This is a genomic window from Desulfosarcina cetonica JCM 12296, assembly GCF_001311845.1.
Taxonomy (GTDB): Bacteria; Desulfobacterota; Desulfobacteria; order Desulfobacterales; family Desulfosarcinaceae; genus Desulfosarcina; species Desulfosarcina cetonica.
In genome coordinates, this window is the sequence record NZ_BBCC01000171.1 from 1 (window position 1) to 13,129 (window position 13,129).

Below are 13,129 nucleotides of genomic sequence, written 5' to 3' on the forward strand. Positions count from 1 at the left end.
CAACGGGGCGGCCGTGCGCAAGGCCTGCGCGAAAATACGAAAACGCCTCACGCATGTGGCCGCCGGGCTGCGGAATGTTGTTCCCGGGAAGATCCGCATCCGGGAGGAAACCGTTTGGGTCGCGGATCAGCCCAGCCCGTTGGATTGGCCGGCGCTGGTACTGGCGGCTTACCAGCAGCGGGTGGACCTTTCCGCCCACGCCTTCCATGCCATGCCGCGGCTGCATTACGATCGCCAGCGGGAAAAGGGCCATCCCTTCGCCTATCACGTTTGCGGAACCGCTGTGGTCGAGGCGCGGCTGGACGCCCTGCGCGGCACGGCGGCGATCCAGTCCGTCGAGATCGTCCATGATGCCGGCCGCAGTCTCGATCCGCTGGTGGACCAGGGGCAGGTGGAGGGGGCCGTCATCCAGGGCATCGGTTGGGTCACCACCGAGGAACTGGTGTATGACCCGGATGGGCGGCTGCGGTCGGATTCGCTGAGCACTTACAAGATCCCCGATCTCCATGGTGCGCCAGCCATCACGGTGGTTTTTCTGGAGGATGCCGCCGATTCGACCGTCACCCTGACCGGCAAGGCTGTCGGTGAGCCGCCCTTCATGTATGGGATCGGCGCCTATTTTGCCATCCGGGCGGCGATCGGCGCGGTGCGTGAGATTCCCCGGGGACGAATCCGGGTGCCGTTGACCAACGAACGTATCCTGTGCCTGCTGGAAGGGCTGAGCGAATAAAAAAGGGCCCGGATGAAAGCATCCGGGCCCTTTTTCAGGGGTGAGGTGTCGCGGCAAGCCGGCCCCGACGGTGGGTCGGCTTAGGCGGACTTTTCAAACAGCCTCTTAGAGCTGCCAGGCTGCCGGTACGCCCTCGGCAAAGGTTTTGGGCATCTTGAAAAGGCCGTTTTCCACGACCACCTTGACCAGTCGGGCGGCCTCGGCCATGCCCATTTCGTTCATCATGGTAAAGGGGCCCTTGGGCCAGGCCAACGAGGTGCGGATACCCAGTTCGAGGTCTTGCAGGGAGACCACGTCCTTTTCGATCAGATGGGTCGAAATGGCGAAGATCGTTCCCAGGAGACGCTCCTTGACCACATCCAGGGCCGCCTGGTCGTCCAGTATCGGGCCGTCCTCGAGATCCCAGGGCTTGCCGCTTTCAAAGCGGGTTTTAAGCGGCATGGGCGTCGGCGGGTAGCCCACGTCACTATCGGCCAGGTATTCGTTCATCGAAGCGGCGGCATGGTAGGCGGTGCCCAGACCGGAGCCGTTCAATACCCACATGATCCCGTAGCGCACCCCCAGGGCCTGTTTGGAGATTTCGTCCAGGGTGGCGGCGTTGTATTTGTCGCCGAAAAAGTCGGTAAGGACCATGTAGCTGGAGATGAATACCGGGTTGATGGCGAATCCGGGGAAGTCGTTGACCTTGATGGGCACCTTGCGGTTCTTTTCCGAAAAGGCCATCAGGGCATCGAAGGTTTCGTCGCTGGTCGCCTTTTGGCGGATCACTTCCACCAGACGGTTGATGTTGGCCGGGAAGAAGTAGTGCAGGCCAGCCGTGCGGCCCGGGTTGGAAATACCGTCCATCAGTTTTTCGATCAAGAAGGTGGATGTGTTGCTGGCCAGGATCGTGTCCGGACGGCAGACGGCATCCAGATCTTTGAAGATCTGAATTTTGATCTCCATCTTTTCGATGGCCGCCTCGATGATCAAATCGCAGGATGCCATGTCCTTGTAATCGGCCGTGCCGCTGATCAGGCCGGTTACTTTGTCCATCTCCTCCTGGGTCATCTTGCCCTTGGCCACCCGTTTTTCCAGGGCGCCTGTCACCCAGCGGTCGTACATGGCCTTGACCAGTTCATCGTTCAGTTCCTTGTAGATGACCCGGTACCCGCAAGTGGCGGCGTTGAGCCCGATGGCGGCGCCCATGACGTTGAATCCGATAATTCCTACCGTTTCAATCTTTGCCATTTTTCCTCCTTTTTGCATGACGGACAATTCCAGCCAAACTCTGGCTTGCCGAATAACGTGTTAGCAGAATTGTAGGATAAGCCGATACTGAAAGATCATTCATCGAATCATTGTTCAGTCTCTATCTCATCCTTGTGGGTGAGTTTCAAGCTATTTTTTGATTACATCTTAATTACAATCTGCTTTTTTTCTGGCTTCACAAGTTGCCTGAAAACCACTCAATTTTTAATTCGAATTTGCGAACCCGCAAGCGCCGGCATGTCCCTTTTCCGCTTCATGACCAGGAGAGCGGGCGCCTGTCTCGTTTCACGTAACAAGGTTGGCTTCCGTAAGACGGGGTAGGCTGCTTTTTACGAGTTCATCATTCTTGATCTTGTCCCAATTTCCCTGTCTTTGGATGGCGGCTTGACCAAAATCACGGACGTGCCGCGTGGGGGGCACATGGATGGGGCAACCTTAAACCGGCGTCGATATGCCGGCGTTGCGACGGTTGGCGCATTTCAAAGGGGCAGGCCGGTTATTCGGTTTCCCCGACATCGGGTTCCTTGGGGTCGGCTTCCCGAAGCATTTTGAAAACAAGCCCGTAAAAATGTGTTTCGGCATTCATGTATTTCCAGCCCACCTGGGTATAGCAGTGGTTGCAGAGCTGGATTTCCCATGCATAGCCGCGGAACCACGAATAGCCGTTGGAAATCCGGCCGGTCCCGATAGATCCCGATGCATTGCCGTAACAGCCCAGCTGAATCGGGTAGCCGAGATTGGTGAACCGGTACGCGTGCCGACCGCGGACATCGATTTTGTCGGAAACCTTGGTGACCGGGTGGCCGCAGGCCGCACAGACCAGATCCTTGTTCAGTAGTTGTTTATCGGCTTCGTTCTCGAAAAGCGCAAAATCCCATGTCAGGTAGGTCAGATGGCTGGTTTGCTCCTGACCCAGAAAATCCGGAGAGATACCTTTTTCCATTTCAACGCCTCCCACTTTTTACGAATCCGTTATTTTTCAAACAGCCTCTCGGGCCCTTCCTCCAGCGGTGGCCGGTGGGGAATGCTATATACTGTGGAGAACGATCTTTCTTAATGGAGAAATATAGGCTTTTTGGGCCGAGGATGTCAAACGTATTCCCGCGTTTTCCCATTCCCTTTCCCCGCCGGCGGCAAGCGGATCGTCGTGCCGACACCACCGGCATGACAGATCGTTGGGAAGCGATCACGAATGGTGTGGATATACTGAGTACAGTGCGTGGGGCATACCAGGTCCAAGCCTTCGATCGCGCTGAATTGATTAAACCCATGCAGGCCGCCGATCAGGGCGCCCACCCGACCGAAAGCCGCTGCGGATTCCATCAGTGCGCTGCGCCCGGGTGCGAGCAGCCGACGATCAGTGCATATGCGTCGCCATAGTCCACCGCCAGGGCCTGCTCAAATCCGGCCACCTCACCGGTGGAAAACAGCCCCGGGCCAATCGGCAGCGGCGTATTCACCGGATGGATCGGGACGTCCCGGCAGTCCGGCCGAAAACTTTGCGGCACAAAGACGTCCACCGGAAACTGTTCCAGGAACGGTGCCAGGCCGCCGGCGTGATCAAAGTGTGCATGGGAAATGAATACCGTGTCGATGGATTTCGGGTCGATACCCAGATGGTGCATGTTCCTTTGCAGAATCGTCGCATTGGCGCCGGTATCGAAAAGAACGGTCCTGTCGGGCGTTTTCACCACACAGGCGAAGCCCCAATCGGCGAGCAGGGCAGGATCACGTGAGGTGTTGTCGTAAACGATGCTAACGGTGGTATGCATGGTCTGTGGCATCCTTAATTAAAAATGAAAAATGGAATCATATTTTTTTGGGGTCGGCATGTCAAAACAAAATGGGCATATGTCCTAAAAAACGCTGGCGGAGCTTAGGCGGGTTTTCAAACCGTGTCTGATTTTTGACCTTGCATTTCCGGTGGCGGGCATCGATAATCCCGGATTGGTAAAATTGACGGATTCGTAAAAAGCCCGATATCGGCGTTACGCTCACCCTTCGTCACTGCGGCGTACGCAAAAGTACGCCTCACTCCTCAGGATTCGCAAGCCTTGATCTCGGGCTTTTTACGAATCGTCGAAACGGCGACTTTTTACGAGACCATCAAAATTGTATCATCAAAGGAATGCCCCTCATGGAAGAAATAAGACCCAACTGGTACCGGATAGAAATCCCGTTGCCCGGGACCCCGCTGAAATATCTGAACTCCTATGTGATCATTGGCGACGAGAAAAATTTGATCATCGATACGGGCCTCAACCATGAGGCCTGCCGTGCGGCCATGCAAAAGGGGCTTAAGACGCTTGGCGTGGATATGAACCGCACCGATATCTTCATTACCCATTTCCATGCCGATCATTTCAGCCTGGTCTCCATGCTGGCCACTCCCCAGACCCAGGTCTATTTCAATCGTCCGGATGCCGAACTGATCGAATCCTGGGATGGCATCAACACCATGGTGGGCTATAGCAAGGGCCACGGTTTTCCGGTGGCGGTCCTGAAACGGGCGTTCGAGAACCATCCCGGAACCAAGTTCGGTACGGAGTGGGTTCCCGATCTGAAACTTCTTACGGATGGACAGACGCTCGCCTACGGCGATTATCGGCTCACCTGCGTGGCGACACCGGGGCATACCCTGGGCCATATGTGCCTTTACGAAGCGCGCGAGAAGATTTTGGTGGCCGGCGATCATCTTCTGATCGATATCACGCCGAATATCCAGGGCTGGCTGGATCGGGCGAACCTGCTCAAACACTACCTGGAGAGTTTGAAAAAAATCTATGACCTGGATGTCGACCTGGTGCTGCCCGGGCACCGCCGCCTGTTTGGCGACCATCGTGCCAGGATTGACGAGTTGCTTGCCCATCATGCCCACCGTCTGGCGGAGGTGCGACAGATCCTGGCCGAGGCGCCGATGAGTGCCTATTCCACGGCCGCGCGCATGACCTGGGACATCCGCGCCGATACCTGGGAAGACTTCCCGCCGGCGCAGCAGTGGTTCGCCACCGGCGAGGCGCTTTCGCATCTGCGCTATCTCGAGGGCGAAGGCGAGGCGCGGCGGGAAATGAACGACGGGAAGATCGTGTTTCGGCTGGTTGCTTCGGCCTGAGCCTGGACGGATAGCCGATGTACCCGATTACGGGGCTCGAAAAGGGGGCTGCCTGAAGCGCTTTACCGGCGTCGAGGCAACCCTTTGATATTGGGCAAACAAAAGGTGTATGCGTTTTCGTTGGCGCAGGTTCGGCAGAGGTATCTGACGACCACGCTGCGGCATTTGAGTGTGTCTTGAATGTCGGAGAGGTATTCCATTTCTCCGCCGCACGAACAGGCCCGGGGGACCGCCAGGACGCAGACGACACCGCCGATTTCTTCCTCACGGATGGCAAAATCACCCAGGCCGAGCATGTTCCACGATTCGATCAACGTGGTGTAAAACTGGCGGGTCTGCAGGCTGCTATGGCGTGCGATGGACCGGCCCGTGGCCGTCTTGAGGGTCTCCGGGGCATGGTGGGCGTAGGTCAACTCGACGCTGGTACGTACCAACAGGTCGTTCTCTAAAAAACGGTGCCGTAGCGTCTGCTTGGCGAAAAACTGGGCGACGCCCAGGTTGCCCAGCTTATCCAGGCAATCCGCATCATAGACCACGCGGCCGATGGCATGGGTGGCCTCGCCGTCGAGGTAAGTGGATAGGATGGCGTCCTTGATCGTCGGGATCCACCGCGCATAGATCGTTCCATTGAGAATTTCCTCGGCGATGCGGGTCGCATTTTGTTCTTCCGGGGTGTCGTCGGCATGGTACCTGCCGTAGGCGAACTTGCCCAGGTCGTGCATCAGGCCGGCCAGAAGCGCCGGGATTTCCTCGCAGCCTTCCTTTCTGGCGATGTGTTGGGCGATGCGCCCCACACGCGAACTGTGGGCCCACAGGCTGGAGAATGTTGCCTCGGTCCGTTCGCGCTGGTAAGTGGTTTCCTGATGGATCAGGGTCTGGCGAATGGACTGCAGGACCCCGGGTACGATAGACGGCTGCGAATCCGGCGCAGACGCGGGGTCCGTGACAAGCCAGGTTGCACCGGGTGCCGCTTCCGTCGGAAGGCCGACACCACCGTTTGGCATTCGGCAGGTGGCGCTGGTTTTATTCGAATCGGTTTCATGAATCATTTTTGAGTCTCCATCCATTACCTTTTAAAGGTTATATAATAATGGATGTCGTTTTTTCAATAGATTTATAGTTTGATATGGCGAACTATTAGCGAGGCGCACCATGAATCATACCGAGATGATCACGTCTTTTAACGGAAACACACCGCAAATCGGCAAGGCGGTTTGGATTGATCCGTTTGCACGCCTGATCGGTAATATCCGCATCGGGGATGGCGCCAGTATTTGGCCGGGGGCGGTGTTGCGGGCCGACGCGTCCGAGATCGTCATCGGGGCCCGATCCGCCATTCTGGATCAATGCCTGCTCGAGTCGCCGGAAGGACGTCCCGTCATCGTTGCCGCCGATGTCCTGATCAGCCACAAGGCATGCCTGCATGCGCCCGGGTCGAAACCGGTGCGCTGGTGGGGATCGGCGCGATTGTCCTGGATGGCGCCGTGATCGGCGCTCATGCGCTTGTCGCCGCCGGGGCGGTGGTTCCCCCAAAGGCCCAGATCCCGCCGAAGATGCTGGTCATGGGCCAGCCCGCCAAGCCGGTGCGGCTTTTGAAAGACAGCGAAATTGCCAATGTCCATGCGCAATTGGCCCTGCTTTCAGAAAAGGCGGCGCTGTACCGGTCCATGGGGCCTGGCTGACGGTTGGCCCTCCGTTGGTATTCGTGTGTCGAGCGTTTCTGACAGATCAACAACTATTGTTGTTGACTTCAAATTTAATTGTAAATCGTAATATTTTGATTTTAATGCAGGGTTTTATCTTGTATCCGGATTGTACCGGTTACAAAATTGATTGTCGTGCCTCATGCCAACGCTTTTGCATGGCTTGTCTTCATGCCGGCTTTTTCCACTCCTTTTGTAAATCCCAGAATACGCTTTGATAATATCTAACCCGTTAATTGTTCTAAAAATCCACTCAAGCTAGAAACGTTCCGGGCGCATTGGCGAGATGTTGCCGGTCGCGGAAGGATAGTTTGGTATGTATATTGCTCAATAAAGTGAATGGAATTTAGAAAAAGATTTTAAGCCAATTAAACAAATTTTATAGAAAATTGAATTACGTTCATGAAGCCGTGGGTTGTCGCGATGCCAGTGTCGCCGGATTCGATGGTTCGCGTTGCACCCCGCCAATCAACCATAGAAAAGGGAGGGCGTATGTCGGCACAGTCTGTTGAAAGTGTTCCCATGAAGGGATGGATCACCACCTTTGCCGGAACCACCATCAATCTATGTTTAGGTATTTTGTATGCGTGGAGCATCTGGAAGAAGGCCCTGGTCAACGTTGACAAGGCGGGTGAGGTAATGACCGGGCTAAATGCAGGCTGGACGTATCTGACCAACGCCCAGGCGGCCACCCCCTTTGCCATTTGCGTGATTCTTTTTGCCGTGTTGATGATTCCCGGCGGACGGATCCAGGATCGATTCGGGCCCAAAGTCGGTGCCACGGCCGGTGGTCTGTTCCTTGCCGCCGGTTGCATCCTTGCCGGTCTGATGAGAAGCCAGCTCGGTCTCATCCTCGGCTTCGGCGTCCTGGGCGGCATCGGCATGGGGCTGGGGTACGCGGCGCCCACACCGGCGGCGCTGAAGTGGTTCGGCCCGCACAAACGGGGCTTGATTGCCGGTACCGTCGTGGCCGGCTATGGTGGCGCGGCGATCTACATCGGCGGCCTGGGGCAGTACTTCATCGATCATTACGGCATCAGCGGCAGCTTCATCGCCCTGGGGCTGATCTTCGCCGTAGTCTGTATTTTCTGCGGGCAGTTGCTCTTCACCCCGCCCAAGGGGTACGTGGCGCCGGCTCCGAAAAATGTCACCACCAAGATGGTGGCGGATACCACCAAGCACGATTGGACGCCCAAGGAGATCTTCCAATCCTGGCAGTTTTACGCCTGGTGGCCATGTTTACCATCTCTACCCAGTCCGGTCTGCTGATTATCGCCAACGCGGCCGGATTGCTGAAAAAAGCCGCCGCCGATGTACCATTCCTGGCGGCGAACGCCTGGATCCTGGTTTCCTTCGGCGGGTTGGTGAACGCCTCGGGCCGTGTGGGTACCGGTTTCTACTCGGATAAGATCGGTCGAGTGAATGCCTATTGCCTTAACTGTGCCATTTCTGCCGGATGCTTGTTCATCCTGCCTTTTGTCATCGCCGAGCAAAACGTCATTCTGCTTTTCCTCGTGGTCGGTGTCGCCTACTGGCAGTATGGCGGCGGGCTTTCCCTGATGCCGTCCTTTACGGCGGACTTCTACGGTTCGAAATATCTGGGATTTAACTACGGCCTGGTTTTTCTCGGGTGGGGCATGGGGTTCTTCATGACCAGCCTGGGTGGCACCATCGAAGATCTCACCGGCAGCTTGCGCTGGGCATTTTATATGTCGGCGGGCTTGCTGATGGTCGGTGTGGTCCTTGCCTATCTCACCAAGCGACCCAAGCATAGCGAGGAGAAGGTCGGTGTCATGAGCCCACAGATGGTGACCGAAAAGGCCGGGGACTGATCTTCGCCGAAGCGGACGCAGTGAACTGAAACATTCAACGGGTGTTTTTTGTGCAGCCGGGACATTTTTGTCCCGGCTGTTTTATTGACCGACTCAATAAAGCGACTGGCGGAAAACCGCCGACATGCTGCCATTGATCAGCACGCGACCCGTATGATATTGGCGTTGCACCGGCGGATTTCAAACAGGAACGGTGGGTTGTCGCCCACGCTTTCCGGCCGGAAATCGGCGGAACGGCAGAATGGTAACAGGGGGGATGTTCAGGATGTTCGATTTCATACTGGTGGGGGGCGGCATCGTCGGCGTATCGACGGCCTGGCAACTGAAGCAGCGCTACCCGGACGCCGGGTGTTATTGGTCGAGAAAGAGAATCGTTTGGCCCGCCACCAGACCGGTCGCAACTCGGGTGTGATCCACGCCGGCGTCTACTACGCCCCGGGAAGCTTGAAGGCCGACTTCTGCCGGCGCGGTGCATCCGTCACCCTGGCATTTTGCCGAGAGCACGGCCTGCCTGTCGCGCAGTGCGGCAAACTGCTCGTGGCCACGGATGCCCTGGAGGTGGCCCGCATGGCGGACCTGGAGCAGCGTTGCCGGCTGAACGGGATCCATACCGAACGGCTTTCCGGGGACGCGCTGAAACGCCGCGAACCCCATATCACCGGCGAGGCCGCGCTTCTCGTGCCGGCCACCGGCATCACGGACTACGCCCGCATCACGGCCACCCTGGCCCGGCAGTTCACCGCCCTGGGGGGACGGATCCGCACCGGTCGTCCGGTCACCGCCATCCATGAGAAAACCGACGGGGTCCGGGTGACCATCGGCAAAGACAGTGTCTACGGCCGTTATCTCGTGGCCTGCGGCGGGCTGATGGCCGATCGCCTGGCGCGCATGATGCACATTCCCATCGATTTTCAGATCATTCCCTTCCGCGGGGAGTACTTCGCCCTCGCACCTGTCTTCCAAGGCCGTTTCAGCCACCTGATCTATCCGATTCCCGACCCTGGGCTGCCCTTTCTGGGCGTTCACCTGACCCGCATGATCGACGGACGGGTCACCGTCGGCCCCAATGCCGTTTTGGGATGGAAACGCGAAGGCTACGGTCGGATCAACCTCGATGCGGCCGACTGCCTGGAGATGCTGCGCTTTCCCGGCTTCTGGAAGGTGATCGGCGCCAATGTCAAATCCGGTTTGGGCGAGATGCGCGACGCGCTCTTCAGGCGCGGCTACCTCAGACGGGTACAGAAGTACTGCCCGTCGGTGCGGCTTTCCGATCTGCGGCCCTATCCTACGGGTATCCGCGCCCAGGCCGTACTGCGCGATGGATCCCTGGTGCACGATTTTCTCTTTGCCGAAAGCGAACGTTCCCTGCACGTGTGCAACGCGCCCTCGCCGGCGGCCACCTCGGCGATTCCCATCGGCGAGTACATTTGCGAAAAATTGGATGAGAAATTCTCTATGTCAATGACGCCGGTTCGCGCAAGCGCGGCGGCATGATGCACACCCGGCGCAGGCCCTGCTTGAGCGAGATCGCCGATTCCGGACAGAACCGCGCGCACACCCCGCACCCCAAACAGGCGTTTTCATCCCGCCGGGCGATGCCGTCATCGCCCAGGGCGATGGCCTCGGTGGGGCACCACGCCACGCAGGTGCCGCAGCCGCTGCAGGCATCGCCGTCGATCTCGGCCAGGTGATAGGTCGAGTTGATCATCGGCATGGTGCCGTCGCGCCACAGCCGAAAAGTGTCGCAGCAGTCCTTGCAGCAGTTGCAGATGCTGGTTTCGGGACGATCCTCGCGTGAGCCCGGATGCAGGGTTTTGTGGACCAGACCGGCCTGGGCCGCCTCGTGCAAAATGCGCCGGGCTTCGTCGCGTGAGATCAGCGTGGCAAAACCTTGGGAGCTGGTGTGACGGGCCGATTTGCCGAAGGAAAAGCAGTTCAGCACGGGCGCGTTGGTTTGGCAGGGTTCGCCCAGAAGGTCGCGGCGCTGGCGGCAGAAGCAGTGGCCCACGGCGATTTCGTCGAACTTATCGATGATCGCCTCCACCGACTGGCTGGGCAGGATCATCTCCTCGGTGTTCTCGACGCGCCGCTGGACGGGAATGATGCGGATCGGTTTGCCGTCGGCGCTGCGGCCGGCGGGCACGGTGCGATCCACGGCCGGTGCCCTGAGCGCATGGGTGGCAAGGGTATCGTAGTGGCGCTGATTGTGCTCCCGCAGCTCGCTGAGCATCTTCTCGAAGAGGAGCGCCAGCGCCTTCTCCTCCGGGCTGCCGCTCAGCGGTCCCATGAATTTGTACTCCATCAATCCGACCATGATCAGGGGCAGCAGCCGGTAGATCATCGTGCCATTGGAGCTGGGCTGGTTGAAAATCAGTCCCTTCCTGGCCAGGCTGTCGGCCAGATGCATGACCCGGCCCTCATCCATGCCGCTGGATGTCACCAGCTGAGCCAGGGTTTGGGAGGGGGCCTCGCTGAAGGCCGCGATCAGGTCCAGTTCCGCCTCCGCGTTTCCGATCACCATGCGGATGGCTTTCACGGCGGTGTCGGTGACGGGAAACGGCACCATGCCCTGTTTGCAGATAATGGCGGTGGCGTGTTTGAGTTTTTCTGACAGCGGATCGGATGACATGCGGTGTGTCCTTTCGCTCAATTTGAATGGCATCATTTTGCCGGGCCGCTTTATCGATGGGGGTAAACGCTATTTTTACCGATGATATGTCCTGATGTTTTGTGCCGGTCTAAGCCCTCGTGGCGATCATCGCGAATTCACCCGAGTTCCGATCATACGGGATCCCCCTGACGTCCGAATAAAGCCCTTGAACGGAAAATCCGGCATCCTGAAATGCCTTCTCCAGATCCTCGGATGCAAAGTATTGCAGCCAGTTGTACACCGTTCTGGTGCGCTCCGATTCAATAATCGTGTACTTGTCCAGTACAACCTTTTCTTTTTCGTATTTGAAGGTATTTAGAAAACCATGGTACTTATTTGGCGACCAGAATCCATGGAGTAGGTTGACAGCGTATGTCGCCACCTCTTCCCTTTGGTCAAACGCCACTAGGGAATAAACATCAAGAAGGACCGAGCCGCCGGGTTTTAGAACTCTGTGAAAGTTACTCAGCATTTTTTTTCTTTGGGTTGGGCTGAGGGCGCAGAAATCACACATGATCATCAAGACAAGGTCGAAACGGTCTTGTGTTTCAAAGTCCAGATAATTCTGCTCCACATAGCTGATGTTCAACTGCTCGCGGGCTGCAACCGCCCTTGCATACGCGATGGACCTGGTCGAGAAATCGATGCCGGTTACGTTGGCCCGGTGTTTAGCCAAGCGTGTTGCATACAATCCCGGACCGCAGCCGAAATCCGCTATTTTTGTGTCTTTGCCGATATTGAATTCGGACACGATCCATTCCACCGATTGATTGATGAACTTCGCATTTCGCGAAGAAACATCGATGGCTTCATTGAGATGGAAAGAAAGCATTTGCGCCGACGTGTGCTCATCCGTCCATAGATCATTTGCCGTGTAGAATTCGAACGGTTCAGGTCGTTTGTTGATTCTCTCCAACGCTTCAAACATTTTCTCTTTCATTCCCGTGGATGCACACTTAAGGCTGGCGGAAAGAAATAATTCCACCATCCTGCTTGTCTTTGTGCCCGTCTACCGCGTTGCCGCCACCGGCACATATTCTCGATATGCACCGGTGGCGGCGCCTTGTAGACGAACCCAAATCCGGCACGATCTGGGGGAATTATTTCTTTCCGCCAGCCTAAGCGACTTGAGGTTGTGTGCCGAGTACGGCACGTACTTTTAAAAAAGATGCGATGCGTCAGCATACCCTTTGTTTTGGCGCGCATCAAGTACCAACCCCAGCCCGATGGCTCGTCATGGTGCGGGAACGAGAGCCAACGGTGAAAGCGCGCGTAGCGAACGGTAACAACAGGCAAACCGGGTATCCGGTGACAACGCCGGCGACATCGGCCGCCTTAACGAAAGGAGTCGTTTTCCGAACAGCTCCGTAAAAAGCAGCCTACCTCTCGCGGAGAAACATTTGGGTTCACGAAGTCACCCGGATTTGGGGGCACTTCCTTAGACGGTTCAAGATCCAGGTTTACGAATTCCGAGGAATGAAGCGTAGCGCAGATATCGGGTTTTTGCGACGCCATCAAGATTTATTGAACTGTTGATACACTATTATGATAATCTCAACCTATCTGGTAAATGGTGAAAGCTAGGATGCGATGCTATCTTTCGTTTTTGACCGGTCGAAATTCTACAGGATAGATTTGATAAATTGTCGCTTTATAAATTTTACAAATCTTCACGGCCGGTTACTTCAACTCAAAAAAGTGGAGATCGTGTTTATCACAACTCTTTCAAATTGATCTGTCGATGCCATTTGCGATGAGTTTGAAGTCCAGTCAAAATAAAGTTATGTAAATGTAAAACGCATAAAAACATCCCCGTCCCCCATCCCATACATCCCCGTCCCCCATCCCACC

The 13,129-nt window shown here is 56.6% G+C and carries 14 protein-coding genes; 7 read left to right on the forward strand and 7 right to left on the reverse strand.

What is annotated here, in order from left to right:
• On the forward strand, window positions 1-730 hold a 730-nt coding region (locus JCM12296_RS26625; RefSeq protein WP_157067921.1), incomplete at its 5' end, for a molybdopterin cofactor-binding domain-containing protein.
• A gap of 105 nt (window positions 731-835) precedes the next feature.
• On the opposite strand, the gene JCM12296_RS26630 is transcribed toward JCM12296_RS26625, so the two are convergent.
• The 4 genes from JCM12296_RS26630 to JCM12296_RS26645 form a co-directional block, all read right to left on the reverse strand.
• Window positions 836-1,960 carry a 3-hydroxyacyl-CoA dehydrogenase family protein gene (locus JCM12296_RS26630; protein WP_054699545.1) on the reverse strand — a complete coding sequence of 375 codons (1,125 nt, stop codon included), beginning with the start codon at window positions 1,958-1,960 and terminating at the stop codon, window positions 836-838.
• A gap of 517 nt (window positions 1,961-2,477) precedes the next feature.
• Entirely contained in the window at window positions 2,478-2,924 is a 447-nt protein-coding gene (locus JCM12296_RS26635; RefSeq protein ID WP_054699548.1) for a cereblon family protein, read from the reverse strand.
• A gap of 146 nt (window positions 2,925-3,070) precedes the next feature.
• Entirely contained in the window at window positions 3,071-3,304 is a 234-nt protein-coding gene (locus JCM12296_RS26640; protein ID WP_054699550.1) for a hypothetical protein, read from the reverse strand.
• Window positions 3,304-3,753: an MBL fold metallo-hydrolase gene (locus JCM12296_RS26645; protein WP_054699553.1), complete on the reverse strand. Its 450-nt coding sequence runs from the start codon at window positions 3,751-3,753 to the stop codon at window positions 3,304-3,306. Before JCM12296_RS26645 ends, JCM12296_RS26640 begins: the two co-directional genes overlap by 1 nt.
• 365 nt (window positions 3,754-4,118) lie before the next feature.
• On the opposite strand from JCM12296_RS26645, the gene JCM12296_RS26650 reads away from it, so the two are divergent.
• Window positions 4,119-5,093, forward strand: coding sequence for an MBL fold metallo-hydrolase (locus tag JCM12296_RS26650; protein WP_054699555.1), 975 nt, complete (start codon window positions 4,119-4,121; stop codon window positions 5,091-5,093).
• 62 nt (window positions 5,094-5,155) lie between these two features.
• On the opposite strand, the gene JCM12296_RS26655 is transcribed toward JCM12296_RS26650, so the two are convergent.
• Complete coding sequence (locus JCM12296_RS26655) at window positions 5,156-6,142, reverse strand: HD domain-containing protein (RefSeq protein WP_054699556.1); 987 nt, start codon at window positions 6,140-6,142, stop codon at window positions 5,156-5,158.
• A gap of 103 nt (window positions 6,143-6,245) precedes the next feature.
• On the opposite strand from JCM12296_RS26655, the gene JCM12296_RS26660 reads away from it, so the two are divergent.
• The 5 genes from JCM12296_RS26660 (at window position 6,246) to lhgO (ending at window position 10,122) form a co-directional block, all read left to right on the forward strand.
• Window positions 6,246-6,581 (forward strand): gamma carbonic anhydrase family protein, encoded by a 336-nt coding sequence (locus JCM12296_RS26660; RefSeq protein ID WP_054699558.1) that lies wholly within the window; start codon window positions 6,246-6,248, stop codon window positions 6,579-6,581.
• On the forward strand, window positions 6,578-6,775 hold the full coding sequence (locus JCM12296_RS26665) for an LbetaH domain-containing protein (protein ID WP_054699560.1): 198 nt from the start codon (window positions 6,578-6,580) through the stop codon (window positions 6,773-6,775). The genes JCM12296_RS26660 and JCM12296_RS26665 overlap by 4 nt, the downstream gene beginning before the upstream one ends.
• A gap of 513 nt (window positions 6,776-7,288) precedes the next feature.
• Window positions 7,289-8,065: an MFS transporter gene (locus tag JCM12296_RS45795; protein ID WP_246804920.1), complete on the forward strand. Its 777-nt coding sequence runs from the start codon at window positions 7,289-7,291 to the stop codon at window positions 8,063-8,065.
• Complete coding sequence (locus JCM12296_RS45800; protein ID WP_246804922.1) at window positions 8,032-8,628, forward strand: MFS transporter; 597 nt, start codon at window positions 8,032-8,034, stop codon at window positions 8,626-8,628. The genes JCM12296_RS45795 and JCM12296_RS45800 overlap by 34 nt, the downstream gene beginning before the upstream one ends.
• Before the next feature lie 198 nt (window positions 8,629-8,826).
• Window positions 8,827-10,122 carry an L-2-hydroxyglutarate oxidase gene (gene lhgO / locus JCM12296_RS26675; RefSeq protein ID WP_218188296.1) on the forward strand — a complete coding sequence of 432 codons (1,296 nt, stop codon included), beginning with the start codon at window positions 8,827-8,829 and terminating at the stop codon, window positions 10,120-10,122.
• On the opposite strand, the gene JCM12296_RS26680 is transcribed toward lhgO, so the two are convergent.
• Together JCM12296_RS26680 and JCM12296_RS26685 are read right to left on the reverse strand one after the other, a co-directional pair.
• The gene (locus JCM12296_RS26680) at window positions 10,082-11,257 is read right to left on the reverse strand and encodes a 4Fe-4S binding protein (RefSeq protein ID WP_054699562.1); all 1,176 of its coding nucleotides are present in this window, start codon (window positions 11,255-11,257) and stop codon (window positions 10,082-10,084) included. The genes lhgO and JCM12296_RS26680 overlap by 41 nt on opposite strands.
• 109 nt (window positions 11,258-11,366) lie before the next feature.
• On the reverse strand, window positions 11,367-12,266 hold the full coding sequence (locus JCM12296_RS26685; protein WP_246804924.1) for a class I SAM-dependent methyltransferase: 900 nt from the start codon (window positions 12,264-12,266) through the stop codon (window positions 11,367-11,369).
• Window positions 12,267-13,129 lie beyond the last annotated feature (863 nt).